At 40.3% G+C, this 13,701-nt stretch carries 11 protein-coding genes; 9 read left to right on the plus strand and 2 right to left on the minus strand.

Going from position 1 to position 13,701, the window contains the following annotated elements:
* Positions 1-18: 18 nt before the first annotated feature.
* On the minus strand, positions 19-969 hold the full coding sequence (locus tag H4O18_RS22405) for a PKD domain-containing protein (protein WP_187586787.1): 951 nt from the start codon (positions 967-969) through the stop codon (positions 19-21).
* A 302-nt stretch (positions 970-1,271) separates the two neighbouring features.
* On the opposite strand from H4O18_RS22405, the gene H4O18_RS17055 reads away from it, so the two are divergent.
* From H4O18_RS17055 to H4O18_RS17070, 4 genes are read left to right on the plus strand one after another with little or no spacing between them, the layout of a single operon-like run.
* Positions 1,272-2,564: a hypothetical protein gene (locus H4O18_RS17055; protein ID WP_222942451.1), complete on the plus strand. Its 1,293-nt coding sequence runs from the start codon at positions 1,272-1,274 to the stop codon at positions 2,562-2,564.
* A 29-nt stretch (positions 2,565-2,593) separates the two neighbouring features.
* On the plus strand, positions 2,594-3,979 hold the full coding sequence (locus H4O18_RS17060) for a PhoPQ-activated pathogenicity-related family protein (RefSeq protein ID WP_222942452.1): 1,386 nt from the start codon (positions 2,594-2,596) through the stop codon (positions 3,977-3,979).
* On the plus strand, positions 3,966-4,883 hold the full coding sequence (locus tag H4O18_RS17065; RefSeq protein WP_187586789.1) for an alpha/beta hydrolase: 918 nt from the start codon (positions 3,966-3,968) through the stop codon (positions 4,881-4,883). Before H4O18_RS17060 ends, H4O18_RS17065 begins: the two co-directional genes overlap by 14 nt.
* A gap of 26 nt (positions 4,884-4,909) precedes the next feature.
* Entirely contained in the window at positions 4,910-5,938 is a 1,029-nt protein-coding gene (locus tag H4O18_RS17070; RefSeq protein WP_222942453.1) for a polysaccharide deacetylase family protein, read from the plus strand.
* A gap of 126 nt (positions 5,939-6,064) precedes the next feature.
* Here the strand turns inward: H4O18_RS17070 and H4O18_RS17075 are convergent, their stop codons facing one another.
* On the minus strand, positions 6,065-7,453 hold the full coding sequence (locus H4O18_RS17075; protein ID WP_187586791.1) for an OmpP1/FadL family transporter: 1,389 nt from the start codon (positions 7,451-7,453) through the stop codon (positions 6,065-6,067).
* A gap of 561 nt (positions 7,454-8,014) precedes the next feature.
* Here H4O18_RS17075 and H4O18_RS17080 point away from each other — a divergent pair.
* The 5 genes from H4O18_RS17080 to H4O18_RS17100 all read left to right on the plus strand — a co-directional run bounded on the left by H4O18_RS17080 (position 8,015) and on the right by H4O18_RS17100 (position 13,698).
* The gene (locus tag H4O18_RS17080; RefSeq protein ID WP_187586793.1) at positions 8,015-8,905 is read left to right on the plus strand and encodes a bile acid:sodium symporter family protein; all 891 of its coding nucleotides are present in this window, start codon (positions 8,015-8,017) and stop codon (positions 8,903-8,905) included.
* Positions 8,906-8,921: 16 nt separating this feature from the next.
* Entirely contained in the window at positions 8,922-10,202 is a 1,281-nt protein-coding gene (locus H4O18_RS17085) for a sugar MFS transporter (RefSeq protein WP_187586795.1), read from the plus strand.
* Between the two features lie 129 nt (positions 10,203-10,331).
* A complete protein-coding gene (locus H4O18_RS17090; RefSeq protein ID WP_222942454.1) occupies positions 10,332-11,189 on the plus strand; it encodes an alpha/beta hydrolase in 858 nt (285 codons plus the stop codon).
* 20 nt (positions 11,190-11,209) lie between these two features.
* A complete protein-coding gene (locus H4O18_RS17095; RefSeq protein WP_187586799.1) occupies positions 11,210-12,289 on the plus strand; it encodes a sialidase family protein in 1,080 nt (359 codons plus the stop codon).
* Positions 12,290-12,297: 8 nt separating this feature from the next.
* Positions 12,298-13,698: a neutral/alkaline non-lysosomal ceramidase N-terminal domain-containing protein gene (locus H4O18_RS17100; RefSeq protein WP_187586801.1), complete on the plus strand. Its 1,401-nt coding sequence runs from the start codon at positions 12,298-12,300 to the stop codon at positions 13,696-13,698.
* Positions 13,699-13,701 lie beyond the last annotated feature (3 nt).

Genomic DNA, 13,701 nt, shown 5'->3' on the forward strand with positions numbered 1-13,701 from the left:
GAATATCCACATAACAAGTTATTGCACGGCTTCAAAAGTAATTACAAGAGCGTGGGTATTAAGTGGCGCATAATCGGGAGAGGCAGATATAAACATGATCGCCTTCATTGTATTATCCTTAACTTCCTTAATAATCACCCTTCGCTCATAATCTATCATTCCGAAAAACATGTCCCCTGAAAATTCCAATGTACTTACCCCACTATAGATCATAGCTCCTCCTGGGCCATATACAGATGATACGGTAAGATCCGTACTTTCATTATAAGTAAAAGTTGAATTTGGCTCTGGGGTAAAAAATCCCGTGCATAAACCAAAATCTTGGTCGGAACTTGGGTTTTTTATTCCAGCGCCACCAGTAGTCAAAAATTGATATACCAGGCCACTAAATGCAGCCCCATCCTTTAAATCCATGGAATAACTCCCATCAAAATGAAAAGTGTATTCATCCTGGTAAACTTCACCCAATCCTAAACCAACTCCCAAAATACCCGCCGGAAGTGGGTTTGGAGCCGCATCATAAGGCGTTAGACCTGCATCCGCATTGGCAAAATAATCACCATCCGAATGTCCGCTAGACATTCTCCAGGTTTTCCCTTCGGTAGCAGTTGGCCCTCCCGTAAGTAATATATAAGGCGTAAGATCTATCGCCAATTTAATTTCCTTGCTTACAGAACTTCCATCTGCAGCAGTTGCTGTCAACTTCGCGGTGTAATATCCTCCTTCTGCGAAGACATGTACCGGGTTCTTTTCTGTACTTGTGTTTCCATCACCAAAATCCCACGCCCATGAAGTAGCGTTATTGGTTAACCCTTGGAAGGCTACTTTCTTTCCCACAGTACTCTGAAAAATATCAGCGGAAAGAGGAATAATTTCTGAACTGTTACTATCATCTGAACTACAAGAAGACAGGGATAGCATCATTGAAAATAAAACTCCATATAGCAGTATTAGATTTTTTTTAGTCATAAATAATAGTTTTAAGTTAGTTTTTATGTATCCAAAGATCAAATCTTAAGAATTACCTTAATCTTGTTCCCAACTTGATAACCCCCAGTTAACGATATGTTAATATTAGGACCGTTTGATTACACTCTTACCAAAAATATATTTAAATTTTTCAATACAATTCAGATATATTATTAAATATGCATTAAATATTAACTCTCGATTTAATAAATTAAATATATTTTTGTGAAATAAGTCAATATTCTTATTATGTTTTATGCATGCATAATAAGAGCATTTTTAACATTTAAATGTGAAGATTTATGAAAAAAAATTCCTACCCCGTATGTAAGGCAAGTTTAATTTTTTTACTCATTCCATTTTTCTTTCTATTTTCCTTTAATCTCCAATCCCAACAACTAAAGGTGGGTGCGGCCAAACGCATAATTACCCCCGACCCTTTAATTTCGGTTTCTGGTGGTATAGGAACTCCAAAGACCGCTACGGAAAAAAAAGGAGAACTATATGTTAGGGCCATGGTGTTGGAAAAGGGCGAAGAAAAAATAGCCATTGTTAATATCGATAACCTCGGATGGCCGGCAGCTCTTGGTAATAAAGCCCGAAAACTGATCAAGAACATTCCATTCAACAATATTTTAATAGGAGCCACCCATACCCATAGTGCACCTGATGCATATGCTTTCCCGGATGAAAAAGGAAATTTTGCAGCCGATTTAAAATACCTTGATTGGTGCGTAATCCAAATAGCGGATGCCGTGAATGAAGCTTCAAAAAATTTAGAACCTGCCAAACTAAAAATTGCGGTGGGAGAAGCCAAAGGAAAAATAGCCTACAATTACTACGCCCCGGAATTGTACGATCCAAGATGCGGGATAATCCAAGCCTTGGGAACCAAAGGAAAAAATAAGGACCTGCCCATTGTTACTTTGGTAAACTATGCAATACACCCAGAGGTAATAGGCAGCGATCGAGGAATCTTAAGTCCGGATCTTATAGGACCATTATGTGATAGAATTGAGACCAAGGTTGGCGGGATGGCGCTTTTTATGAATAGTGCCCAAGGTGGAATGGTGACAGCGGACAATAGGTTGGACAACAAGGCTGAAGCCAATGATTGGGAAGAATGCAAGCGTATTGGCAACCTTTTAGCTGATGAAGCCCTTAGAATCTTATCAACAGCTGACATCCAAGAAAATCCTGAACTATATTGCACCTCCAAACAGGCCGAATTCCCTATAGATTCGGAAATGATGCGATATATCATAAATAATTCGCCTTTAAAAATGGGCGACTCGGACAGTGTCGTGAGTACAACCCTGAACCTTGTGAATATTGGATCGGCCCAAATTCTTACGATTCCAGGAGAAGCCCTACCCAACATAGGTTACTATTTAAAAAGAAATATGCCCACGGAACATCCCTTCCTTTTTGGTTTGACCAACGATGCCTTTGGGTATATATTGACAAAGGAAGATTTTAATAGTTTTAAAAAATATCAGTATGTAAGCAGAACAAGCCTAGGGGAAAAAACAGGAGAAATCCTCATCAATAATCTATTGAACCTAATCAATAACAGTCCAAAACCTAAAAAGTAAAATAATTGCTAACTTAACAAAATTTCTTCATGAAAAAATTGCTTTCTTTTTTCTTAGGAATGTCCTTATTATTTATATCCTCCTGCAAGGACAATTCAAAAAAGTTGGTGGAAAACGTTGCCCCAACTGTCGAGAAAGTAACTCCTACCACTGCATTACAGAGTTACTTAAACAATAATGATCAGACCTATAAATGGGAACTAAAAGAGAATTATCCCATAGGAGATGTTACTGCCTACGAGCTATTATTGACCTCTCAAAAATGGAGGGAACATGTTTGGACCCATGAACTGACCGTATTGGTACCCAAGGAGGTTGCCCATGACGGCGCCCTTCTTATGATAACAGGTGGAAGCATAAAAGAGGGCATACCCAATTGGTCTTCCAATGAAGAAGACAAAAAATCGATTAGTTTTGCCCAGGTAGCGGAAAAGAACAAAGCCATAGTTGCTATAGTTAGGCAAGTTCCCAATCAACCACTTTATGACGGCCTAACAGAAGATGAACTCATTTCCTTCACCTTGCACAATTACAAAAAGGACAAAGACCTAACATGGCCTTTACTATTCCCGATGGTAAAAAGTGCCACTAGGGCTATGGATGCCGTACAGGAATTCTCGAGTAAAAATTTGCAAAAGGAGGTTACACGCTTTACGGTAACAGGAGCTTCCAAAAGGGGTTGGACCACCTGGTTGTCCGGAGCAAACGACAAGAGGGTAGAGACCATAGCTCCAATGGTAATAGATGTATTAAATATGCCCGTTAGTTTGGATTACCAAATTACGGCTTGGAACGAATACAGCGTTCAGATCAATGATTACATTAATTTGGAAATCCCACAAACCGTAAGATCAGAGGACGGTGAGGCACTAACGCAAATGGTGGACCCCTATTCTTACAGAGCCAATTTAACCATGCCAAAATTAATATTTATCGGTACTAATGACGAATACTGGCCAGTAGATGCCATTAAGAATTACATTAATGATATTCCTGGTGAAAACTACATTCATTACGTACCCAATGCCGGTCATGACCTTGGTGGTGGTGAACAGGCCGTGAGGGCTTTAAGTGCCTTTTGGGGGAAATCGCTGAACAAGACTCCTCAGGCTACCTTGGCCTACAACCTAACAACCGACAAAACATCGGCTACCCTAACGGTCAAAACTACCTCAGATGAACTTAAAAATGCCTACATATGGTCTGCAGATTCTTCAGATAGGGACTTTAGGGACGAGGAATGGACTTCAGAAAAAATAAATTCCAAAGACCATGACCATATTCTAAAGCAGGTAAAGTTCCCTAAAAGTGGTTTCAAGGCTTTTTATATCGATCTGGAATATGCCGATCCCAATGGAGGAAAATACACCAAGAGCACTAGAATGTATGTAGCAGACGACGATGAAATCCTTTAGCAAAAAACGGATATATTGGTTTTCAGGAATTTTCGCCATTCTTTTGTTACTGGCATTTACCATCATTTACGCTGGTGATACCAGCGAAAACTTCCCTGTAAGTGAGTATTACGGTTATGATAAGGCGATACCACTAAAAGATACCATTAAGCTATTAAAGGATACAACAAATTATAAACTTTACCATGTTTCCTATAACAGTGTGCACGATAAAAACGTTACCGGTCTGTTAAGTGTACCCAAAATTGGCACTTCGCCCCTACCCGTAATAATTTTGATGCACGGCCTAGGGGATAACAAGAATGTGGATTATGTGGCCTATGGTAACGATCTTTTCCTCAAAAACGGTTATGCGGTGCTAAGAATCGATTTCAGTCAGCACGGGGAACGAAAAAATGATGTTTATGATTTTAATCTGACCGGGATCTATAAAAACTGGAGTAGGAACATTATTAGTCAGACCGTATTCGACTTAAGGAGGGCGCTCGACTTTATAGAAACCTGTCAGGAACTGGACAGTCAAAGGGTTGGATATTACGGCATCAGTTTGGGGGGAATCACAGGCACCATTTTTTGCGGTGTGGACAAACGCATAAAAGTTCCCATAGTGGCCTTGGCCGGTGGACAATTGAATTTATTGTACGAAAAAGAGGCCCTCTCCAAAGAGGCTAAAGATTTTGTCAGCATCATTGAGCCTTTAAACTTTGTGAAAGAAATTGCTCCCCGCCCCTTCCTAATGCTAAATGCAAAAAATGATGAAATAGTACCTCCTTTAATGAGTACCTTACTTTTTAATGCCGCCAAGGAACCTAAGGAAATTATATGGTACGATGCCAAGCACAGGGATGCCCCGTTGGAAATAATTTTTGGGGACGGGCTCAATTGGTTTAAAAAATATTTATAAATCCATACTTCAAAAAAATAATTAAAATGAAAAAGTCATATCCAATTACATTATTCCTGAGCCTGTGTATGGCTCTCTTGCTAATTAGTTGCGGGGAAAAGAAAAAAAATGCCGATGAAGCCATTAATTCGGATTCTACGGAACAAAAGACATCGGCAGTGGCCAACACTTGGGCCGAAAAATTAGGATGGCCGGCCGGAAAAAAGGTAATCATGCTGCACGCAGATGATATTGGGATGTGTCCAGAGGCAAACATAGCTGCCAAGGAACAATTAACCAAGGGGCAAATACAATCCGCTGCCGTTATGATACCTTGTCCCAATGCCGAAGAATTCATCAATTGGGCAAAGGAAAACCCTGCTATGGATATTGGCCTTCACCTTACCCTGACCAGTGAATGGAAAAAGCATCGTTGGGGCCCAATAACCCCTGACGCCGAAGTGCCTGGATTATTGGACCCGGAAGACAGATTATGGCGGAGTGTACCGGAAGTAGTACAACACGCCACTGCCGAGGAGGTTGAAAAGGAAATAAGGGCCCAAATTGAGCAATCCATAGCATGGGGTTATAGACCAGACCACATTGACACCCACATGGGCACCTTATTCGGCCATCCCAGTTATGTAAAAGCTTACATTAAGGTGGCTCAGGAATACGGCATTCCGGCAAACATTATTGATATATCGGTACCGTCTGTTTTGGCCGAATTTAGGGCAAAAGGCTATCCAATGGATGATTCGGTCGTTAAAATGTCTGCAGAATATACCTTGCCCAAGTTGGACTATTTTACGAGCGCTCCAAAGGCAGATACTTATGACGAAAAACTGGAAAGTTTTAAAGCTTTGATAAAATCCTTGAAACCAGGTCTTACAGAAATCATTTTCCACCCTTCTGTTGATACCGAAAACCTAAGAAGTATTACCGGATCATGGCAACAAAGGGTTTGGGAAACAGAGATTTTTGCCGACCCGGAACTAATCAATTTCTTCAAGGAGGAAGGGATTATTTTCACCAATTGGAAAGAAATTATGAATCGGTTCAATTCCATGAATTGAAAAGAACAACCACTTATATACTTACAACCTAAACAGACAAAGATATTCTGTGCGGTTCAAGTCCATTATTGTTACACACAATAGTGGACAACCAAGAATTCGCACCAATTCGCAAGAATGCGATCTCTATTGGCCAAATGAATAATTAAACCCTACTATTACAAGATCAGTGGTCATATCATATGCCACCTCGCTTCCTGGGATAGCCCCTGAAGGATTGGTATTGGCATTCCATGGACCTCCAGCGCTATCGGGTGTTGGGTTTAGCAGTGGACCACTGGTGGAGCCACTACTGGTCCCGTGATGATAAGCAACATCGAGGTTCAAACGCTCACTTACCTTGTAACTAAATCCAAATTGAAACGCATTTTTAATGACTGCGGTGGCGGGAGAGGACATGAAAACAAATTCTTCCTGAATGGGATTTTCACTATAAGTATACCCTATACGCAAAGGCAGTCTTTGGACACCTTTATATTGAAGACCCGTAGATATGACAGAGATACTCTGCCATCCGAACCCTTGTACAGCCCCTGTAGGAAATCCTGCGAAATCCCCACTTTCTGCCAATTGCCAACCCGACTTTCTAAAGCCATCCGAATTTTCATAGTCTATAAACCTGTAATCCAGGGCATAATCAAAATCCCCTTTAGAATAGCCCAGTCCTAAAGAATAAATTGCCGGATAGTCCATATTAAAATCTACGCCTGGAGCCTCGGTTCCGTCCAAATAGGTATTGCTAAAACTAAAGTCATTGAAAACCTGTTTGGATTTATAAGAAGCACCCAACTTCAATCCATTTCCAGAATCGTAAAAAAGGCCCAGCTGTGCCCCTATACCAATGGCGTTGGCTTTATCACTATTGGGATAACCAAGGGTCGGACTAGGTGCAGCTAGTGGGTTTGGGCCAATTTCCAAAGTGGCATAATTAAAATTGGGTTGTATCCCCAAAGAAATCTTGTCTGTTAGCTGATAAGTATAGGCAAAACTCACCTGAAGTAAAGCATAATCCGATTCTATTCGGCCAAACCCGCCTGAGCTCTGTGGCATGGTTATGGGGTTGTTCTGACTTTCAGGGAAAGTAACACCGAAACCAGAAACACCAAAAGCAGAGATTCCATAGTTATGTTTGCTTTCGGCCTTGCCCCATACATAGGCTAGGGAAGGCAAGACAGAGACACCGCGGTCATCCCCAGTAGAACCGCTGAAAGGCCCATTTTGTGTTGGAACGGTAGATGAAATGGAAGGGTCCGAAAAAAACAAACCTACATTAACAGACATTCTTTGTCCGTCAAAAGATGAAAGGGAGGCAGGATTCCACAATAAGGCCCCGCTAATATCCAGCGGCTGAGCTGTGGCCGCCCCGCCCATAGAGGTATTAACACCTCCAACCCCTTGAAGAACATGGCCCACTTGGGCCTGTACCTGTAAACCTAATACCAATACGAAAAACGTTAACACAGGTCCACTGGAAATTCCAGAAAAGCCTAAAATATTGCTTGTTAATTTATACATTCCCTACAGTTATTTAAAATTCCATACCCAGCCCATATACAGGGCGCAACTAATGAAGCTCAAAACTACAAAATAATATCTATAGGCTTAATAGGTTAATAATAAATTAACAGGGAAATACCTCTAGCATATTCAAGGTCTAGAAAGCAAATATCAATAAATGGCTTAACCAGAATAACTATAAAAGAATCTTCAACCTATCCAGCAATTAACTCTTATAGGTATAAGCAACCCTATACGACTTGAGCCGCCATACGAGATCATAATAATAAAGCAAGACCTGCTTGAAGATTTATATCTATGGCTATTTTATATTAATATGAAGATAGAATCCGCAGAGTAGCCCTTCTTGGCTTCCAATGATAATAAGCCAACAATTTGTTGCAAAATTTCAAATATTCTAACACTTTTAAGAAATATTAAATCATATAATCACTTTTTTGCTAAAATATAATGCAAATCAAATAAAATTTAATAGGGAAAATACTTTTTAAAAAGTTTTATTTGTGTATAACCCAATTTTGGGAAAATGATAATGCTTTTCAATAAAACCTATTTATCATGAATTCTACCTCTGGAATAATCCTTGCCGTTTCCTTGATCATTATAATGTTCGGAATGGGCCTATCTTTGACCGTATCCGATTTTAAGCGAGTGGTCAGCTATCCCAAGGCCATGATCATAGGTCTCCTCTGTCAGATGTTGTTACTGCCATTAAGTGGCTATTTTATTGCCATTTCCCTGAGCTTGTCCCCAACGACAGCCATAGGAATTATGCTGCTGGCGGCCTGTCCCGGAGGACCAACATCCAACATGCTATCTTATTTGGCCAAGGGAGATTTGGCCTTATCAGTTTCCCTGACTGCCGTGTCCAGTATTTTGTCCATTCTAACCATTCCCTTAATTGTGCAATTTGCTTTGGAAGAATTCTCCAACAAAAGCATGGCCGTTACCGTTGATGCCATAACCATGGTAAAACAGTTATTGGTAATAGTGATCATACCCGTTGGAATTGGGATGCTAATAAAAAGTAAATTCGAAGCATTTGCCAATAAAATGGAGAAACCTGTAAAAATAGCCTCTGCCATAATTTTTATTTTGGTAATCATTGGGGTAACCATCAGCGTCAAGGATGTTTTTATGAGCTATTTAAGTGAGGCTGGTCTACCGGCTATACTGCTAAATGTAAGTACCATGACCATAGGGTTTTTAATGGCAGTCCTGTTTAAACTAACAAGACCACAGGCCATCAGTATTTCCATTGAAACGGGAATCCAAAATGGGACTTTAGCGATAACCTTAGCAACAATTGCTCTGAACAATGCCGAATACTCCATAGTGCCGGCCATTTATGGTTTGCTAATGTTCATCACGGCCACAGTAATTATTTTTATCAGAAAACCACTTGGTGTAAAGGATGAATTAAGTTTGGAAAAAGAATCTGCCAATTAATCTTCACACCTTTAAGATGAGAAAAAATCTATTCATTGTAATCCTTATTTTATTCATCTTTTTTGTCATTTCCTTCCTTACCAATATTTTAGGGCCCTTAATACCCGATATCATCACGGATTTTAAGGTTAGTTTAACCATGGCGGCATTATTGCCATTTGCCTTTTTTGTTGCTTATGGCGTGTTTTCCATTCCCGCGGGTGTAGCAGTAGAAAGCTACGGGGAAAAGCAGGTAATCTTGGCTGCATTTTTAGTTTCCTTTTTTGGTGCTATTCTATTTTCTATGTTTCCCAATTTCCCGATAGCCCTCGTATCACTTTTTTTAATAGGATCGGGAATGGCAATGTTACAAGTGGCTATAAATCCCTTGCTGCGGGTTGCAGGGGGTGAAGAACATTTTGCCTTTAATTCTGTAATGGGACAGCTCGCATTTGGACTGGCCTCTTTTATTAGTCCCTTCCTTTTCTCATATCTTGTACTCAACTTGGAAAACTACTCTGGTCCCGACAATTCCAATTTTATAATCAATACGTTTCACAACATTGTGCCAGAGAATTTGCCATGGGTTTCCCTGTACTGGATATTTGGCATTATCTCACTGGTCATGGTCATTTTCATATATCCCATTAAATTGCCTAAGGTAGAGAGGAATGAAGACGAAAAAGCCGGTACTTGGGCCACAAACAAGGTATTATTAAAAAACAAAAAAGTAATCCTATTTTTTATGGGCTTGTTCGCTTATGTTGGTACCGAACAGGGTGTAGCCAATTGGATGTCGCAATTCCTATCCGAATACCATGGATTGGATCCAAGAGTGGAAGGAGCCAATGCCATTTCCTTGTTTTGGGGTCTATTAACGGTGGGCTGTATTTTAGGGCTACTATTATTAAAATTTATGGACAGCAAATTGGTTCTGAAATTATTTGCTGGGGCGGCCATCCTAAGTTTGACAGCTGCTCTTTTCGGCTCTTCGCAAATTGCCGTTATAGCCTTTCCCTTGGTAGGTTTTTTTGCTTCGGTCATGTGGTCCATTATTTTCTCCTTGGCACTGAACTCTGTAAAAGACAACCACGGTGCCCTCTCTGGCATTCTCTGTTCCGGAATAGTGGGCGGGGCCATAGTACCACTTATTGTTGGGGCTATAGGTGACTTGGTTGGACTAAAAGGAGGAATGATCTTTTTGTACTTGACTTTAGGTTTTATTTTTAGTATTGGATTTTGGGCCAAACCTCTTGTAAACAATAAAACAATAAGTCTTAAAGAGCTTTTTGGCTCTGGAAAAACATCGGAAACTTAAGGTAGGTTAATTATGGGCAAAGGAATAGTAGTTATTTTATCGATATTCTTATTAATTGTTGGGTGTAAAGCAAAACAGTATGATATATCCCAACCTCCCAAAGGTTATTCTAGCAACACAACGCTTAAAATGGCGTATGCCACCGGTGCCTTAAAACTCATAGAGACCAGCTATCCACTTCCAGAATCCATAAAAGAATATAAAGACGTGGTGTATAAAACCACTGATACCCTTCCGTTGAAATTGGATATCTATCATTCCAAGGACATTAAGGAAAATGCCCCATTATTGATTTTTGTACATGGTGGAGCCTGGAAAAAAGGTAAGAAAGAAGATTATTGGCATTATTTAATCAGTTATGCCAAAAAAGGTTATGTTACAGCTACTGTTCAATATCGTTTAAGTGGAGTCGCCAAATATCCTGCACAATTGAACGACGTCGAGGATGCTATTATTTGGTTAAAACAACATACCAACGACTACCATATCAACAATAAAAAAATTGGACTTATTGGAGGCTCGGCGGGAGCTCATTTGTCCATGATGACAGCCTTCTCCAATACTGGTGCCATCGAGACCAATAGCGAGAATTCATCCAAGGTACAAGCCTTGGTGAATATTTATGGCCCATCCGATCTTACTACGGAAAAAGCCAAAAATGAGGGTTCCGTAAAATTCCTATTCGGCAAGACTTTTGAAGAGGCCCCTGAGTTATACAGACGAGCCTCTCCATTATTTCTAGTAACGAAAGATGCGCCTCCTACACTTACTTTTCACGGTACCTTGGACGAACTGGTACCGGTGGCCCAATCCGATCGCTTGCATAAAAAATTACAGGAAGTTGGCGTTCCATCCTATTATCACAAATTAAAAGGATGGCCTCATACTATGGACATAGCCGTTAAAGTAAATGAATATTGCCAGTATTATATGGATGACTTTTTTGAAAAATATATCCCTTTAGTGAATTCATTAACAAATAAATAGAAACCAAAAATACAAATCATATGAAATTGCCATTAATTTTATGTTCCCTAATTATCCTATCTTGTAAAGGAAAAATGGATAAATTACCTGAAGTAGTTCCATTAGATCATCCAGCTATATTGGAACAGGAATTTATTTACGAAATAAAAAATGCGCTAACGCCAGAATGCCATGCTTCCACAGTTGAAGTAAGTAATGGGACCGTCGTCTCCTCTTGGTTTGGTGGGACGGAAGAAAAGAACGACGATGTGGGAATATGGGTATCCCGAAAAACAGACGGTTCATGGTCCACCCCTGTCGAAGTTGTAAATGGGGTACAGGAAGATGGTACCAGATATCCTTGTTGGAACCCAGTACTCTTTAAACCAAAAGACCAACCGCTAATTCTGTTTTACAAGGTAGGGCCTAGTCCTACTGAGTGGTGGGGATTATATATGACCTCAGAGGATGATGGAAAAACCTGGTCCAGCCCGGTAAAACTTCCAGATGGCATTCTAGGACCAATAAAGAACCAACCTATACAATTGGCAAGTGGAGAAATACTCTCGCCCTCCAGCACAGAAGACAATAAAGACGGCTGGAAGATACATCTTGAACTTAGTTCGGATAACGGAAAAACATGGTCCAAGACACCAGCCCTTAATGATGGCAAGGAATTTGGAGCCATTCAACCCGTGGTCCTTAATTATGGTAATGGAAAATTACAGCTATTGAGCAGAACTGAAAATGAGGTTGTTACAGAAAACTGGTCTACGGATTATGGCAGTACTTGGAGTAAAATGACAGCCACTTCACTATCCAATCCCAATTCTGGAATTGATGGAGTAAGTCTAAAAGATGGGCGACAATTATTGGTATACAATCCCACTGGTAAAAATTGGGGTGACCGAGTGCCCTTAAGTTTAGCCTTGTCCAATGACGGTAAAAATTGGAAGAGGGTGTTGGACTTGGAACCGTTAAGGGAAAATACGGATAAGGAAGGTGAAGAATATTCATACCCTACTATGATACAGGCTCCCGACGGGAAGGTGCACATTGTTTATACTTGGAATCGAAAAACAGTAAAATATATCGTTTTAGATCCCCAAAAACTTAAATAATAACAACGATGGGAAAATGGTTAAGGATCTTGGTTAAAATTTTTGGAGCACTTATCCTGCTCCTGATTCTTCTTTTCTTTTTAGCTACAAGTACTATAGATACCTCTCCATATTTTGAAACACAATATTACAGGAATACCATTGAAAATATAGAAGAGGCAGTTAAAAATAAAACAGAAGCCAAGGGATCCTTACGTGCTGGATTTGCAAGGATAAACATTACTCCTAAAATGGTAAGCGGAATTCCTGACCCGAAAAAAGGACAATTCAACACCATTAAAATGGCCGGTTATGGTGATGGTAAGATTGCAACCGGTGTTCACGATTCCCTTTTTGCAAAAGCTATCGCCATAGATGTCAACAATGAGTCCATTGTTCTTATCAACGCTGATCTGGTAGCCATACCCGAAGATGTTGTCATAAACGTAACCGAAATTTTAAAAGGAAAAATATCCAGGAAACAGCTTTTTTTTGGCGCCACCCACACCCATTCCAGTATTGGCAATTGCATGCCGGGCTACGTAGGCAAAAGTTTTGGGGGAGAATATCAGCCGGAAGTGGTAGCATGGCTTGCCCAAAAATTTTCCGATCTTATATTAAAAGCCTTGGCAGACGAACAACCGGCCCAGTTTTCGTCAGGTTACATTAAGGTTCCCCATCTGGTACGAAATAGAATAATTGGGGAATCTGGGCGCCTCAATGACAAACTAGACCTTTTATCCTTTATTCAGGAAAACGGTAGAAGGGCCAGCATTGGCATTTTTTCTGCCCATGCCACGGTAATAGGTACCGATAATGAACAATACACAGGAGATTATCCAGGATACTTTCAACGTCATTTGGAGAAAAATGGAGTTGATCTTGCCATGTTTTTTGCTGGAACGGTAGGCAGTCATTCCAATAAAGGTTTGGGAGAGAAGTTTGATAAAGCGAAATACATAGGGGAAACCCTTGCAGATTCGGCCCAAGTGGCCTTGAACAAAATGGAACATTCCGAGAATATGGATTTGATGGCGATATCCTCAGAGATTGAAATTCCAAAGTTACAGTTCCTATATATCTCTAACCGTTTACGACTTTCGCCCTACTTAGGAAGGAAGCTGATGCCCAAAATGAACCCGGTTCATGTACAGGGCCTTAAATTAAACAAGCTCGTCTGGCTTGCACTGCCATACGAACTTAGCGGGGAGTATGGCTTGGATTTAAAAAACGCCTTGGAACTGCAGGGATATAATTCCGTGCTCAGTAGTTTTAATGGCCAGTATCTAGGTTATATAGTACCGCAAAAATATTACTATTATGACACTTACGAAGCGCGTTTAATGGGATGGTATGGCCCCAGTATGGGCGATTACCTAATGGAACTAAATTTTAATATGGCCAATGCATTAACGCAAACCAAGCTATAAACT

This window comes from Arenibacter arenosicollis (assembly GCF_014397245.1).
Lineage (GTDB): Bacteria > Bacteroidota > Bacteroidia > Flavobacteriales > Flavobacteriaceae > Arenibacter > Arenibacter arenosicollis.

Coding starts and splice junctions, on each gene's coding strand:
- H4O18_RS17075 (WP_187586791.1), bottom strand. CDS start 7,453: ATGTATAAATTAACAAGCAATATTTTAGGCTTTTCTGGAATTTCCAGT.
- H4O18_RS17095 (WP_187586799.1), top strand. CDS start 11,210: ATGAAATTGCCATTAATTTTATGTTCCCTAATTATCCTATCTTGTAAA.
- H4O18_RS17060 (WP_222942452.1), top strand. CDS start 2,594: ATGAAAAAATTGCTTTCTTTTTTCTTAGGAATGTCCTTATTATTTATA.
- H4O18_RS17055 (WP_222942451.1), top strand. CDS start 1,272: ATGAAAAAAAATTCCTACCCCGTATGTAAGGCAAGTTTAATTTTTTTA.
- H4O18_RS17090 (WP_222942454.1), top strand. CDS start 10,332: ATGGCGTATGCCACCGGTGCCTTAAAACTCATAGAGACCAGCTATCCA.
- H4O18_RS22405 (WP_187586787.1), bottom strand. CDS start 969: ATGACTAAAAAAAATCTAATACTGCTATATGGAGTTTTATTTTCAATG.
- H4O18_RS17065 (WP_187586789.1), top strand. CDS start 3,966: ATGAAATCCTTTAGCAAAAAACGGATATATTGGTTTTCAGGAATTTTC.
- H4O18_RS17070 (WP_222942453.1), top strand. CDS start 4,910: ATGAAAAAGTCATATCCAATTACATTATTCCTGAGCCTGTGTATGGCT.
- H4O18_RS17100 (WP_187586801.1), top strand. CDS start 12,298: ATGGGAAAATGGTTAAGGATCTTGGTTAAAATTTTTGGAGCACTTATC.
- H4O18_RS17080 (WP_187586793.1), top strand. CDS start 8,015: ATGAATTCTACCTCTGGAATAATCCTTGCCGTTTCCTTGATCATTATA.
- H4O18_RS17085 (WP_187586795.1), top strand. CDS start 8,922: ATGAGAAAAAATCTATTCATTGTAATCCTTATTTTATTCATCTTTTTT.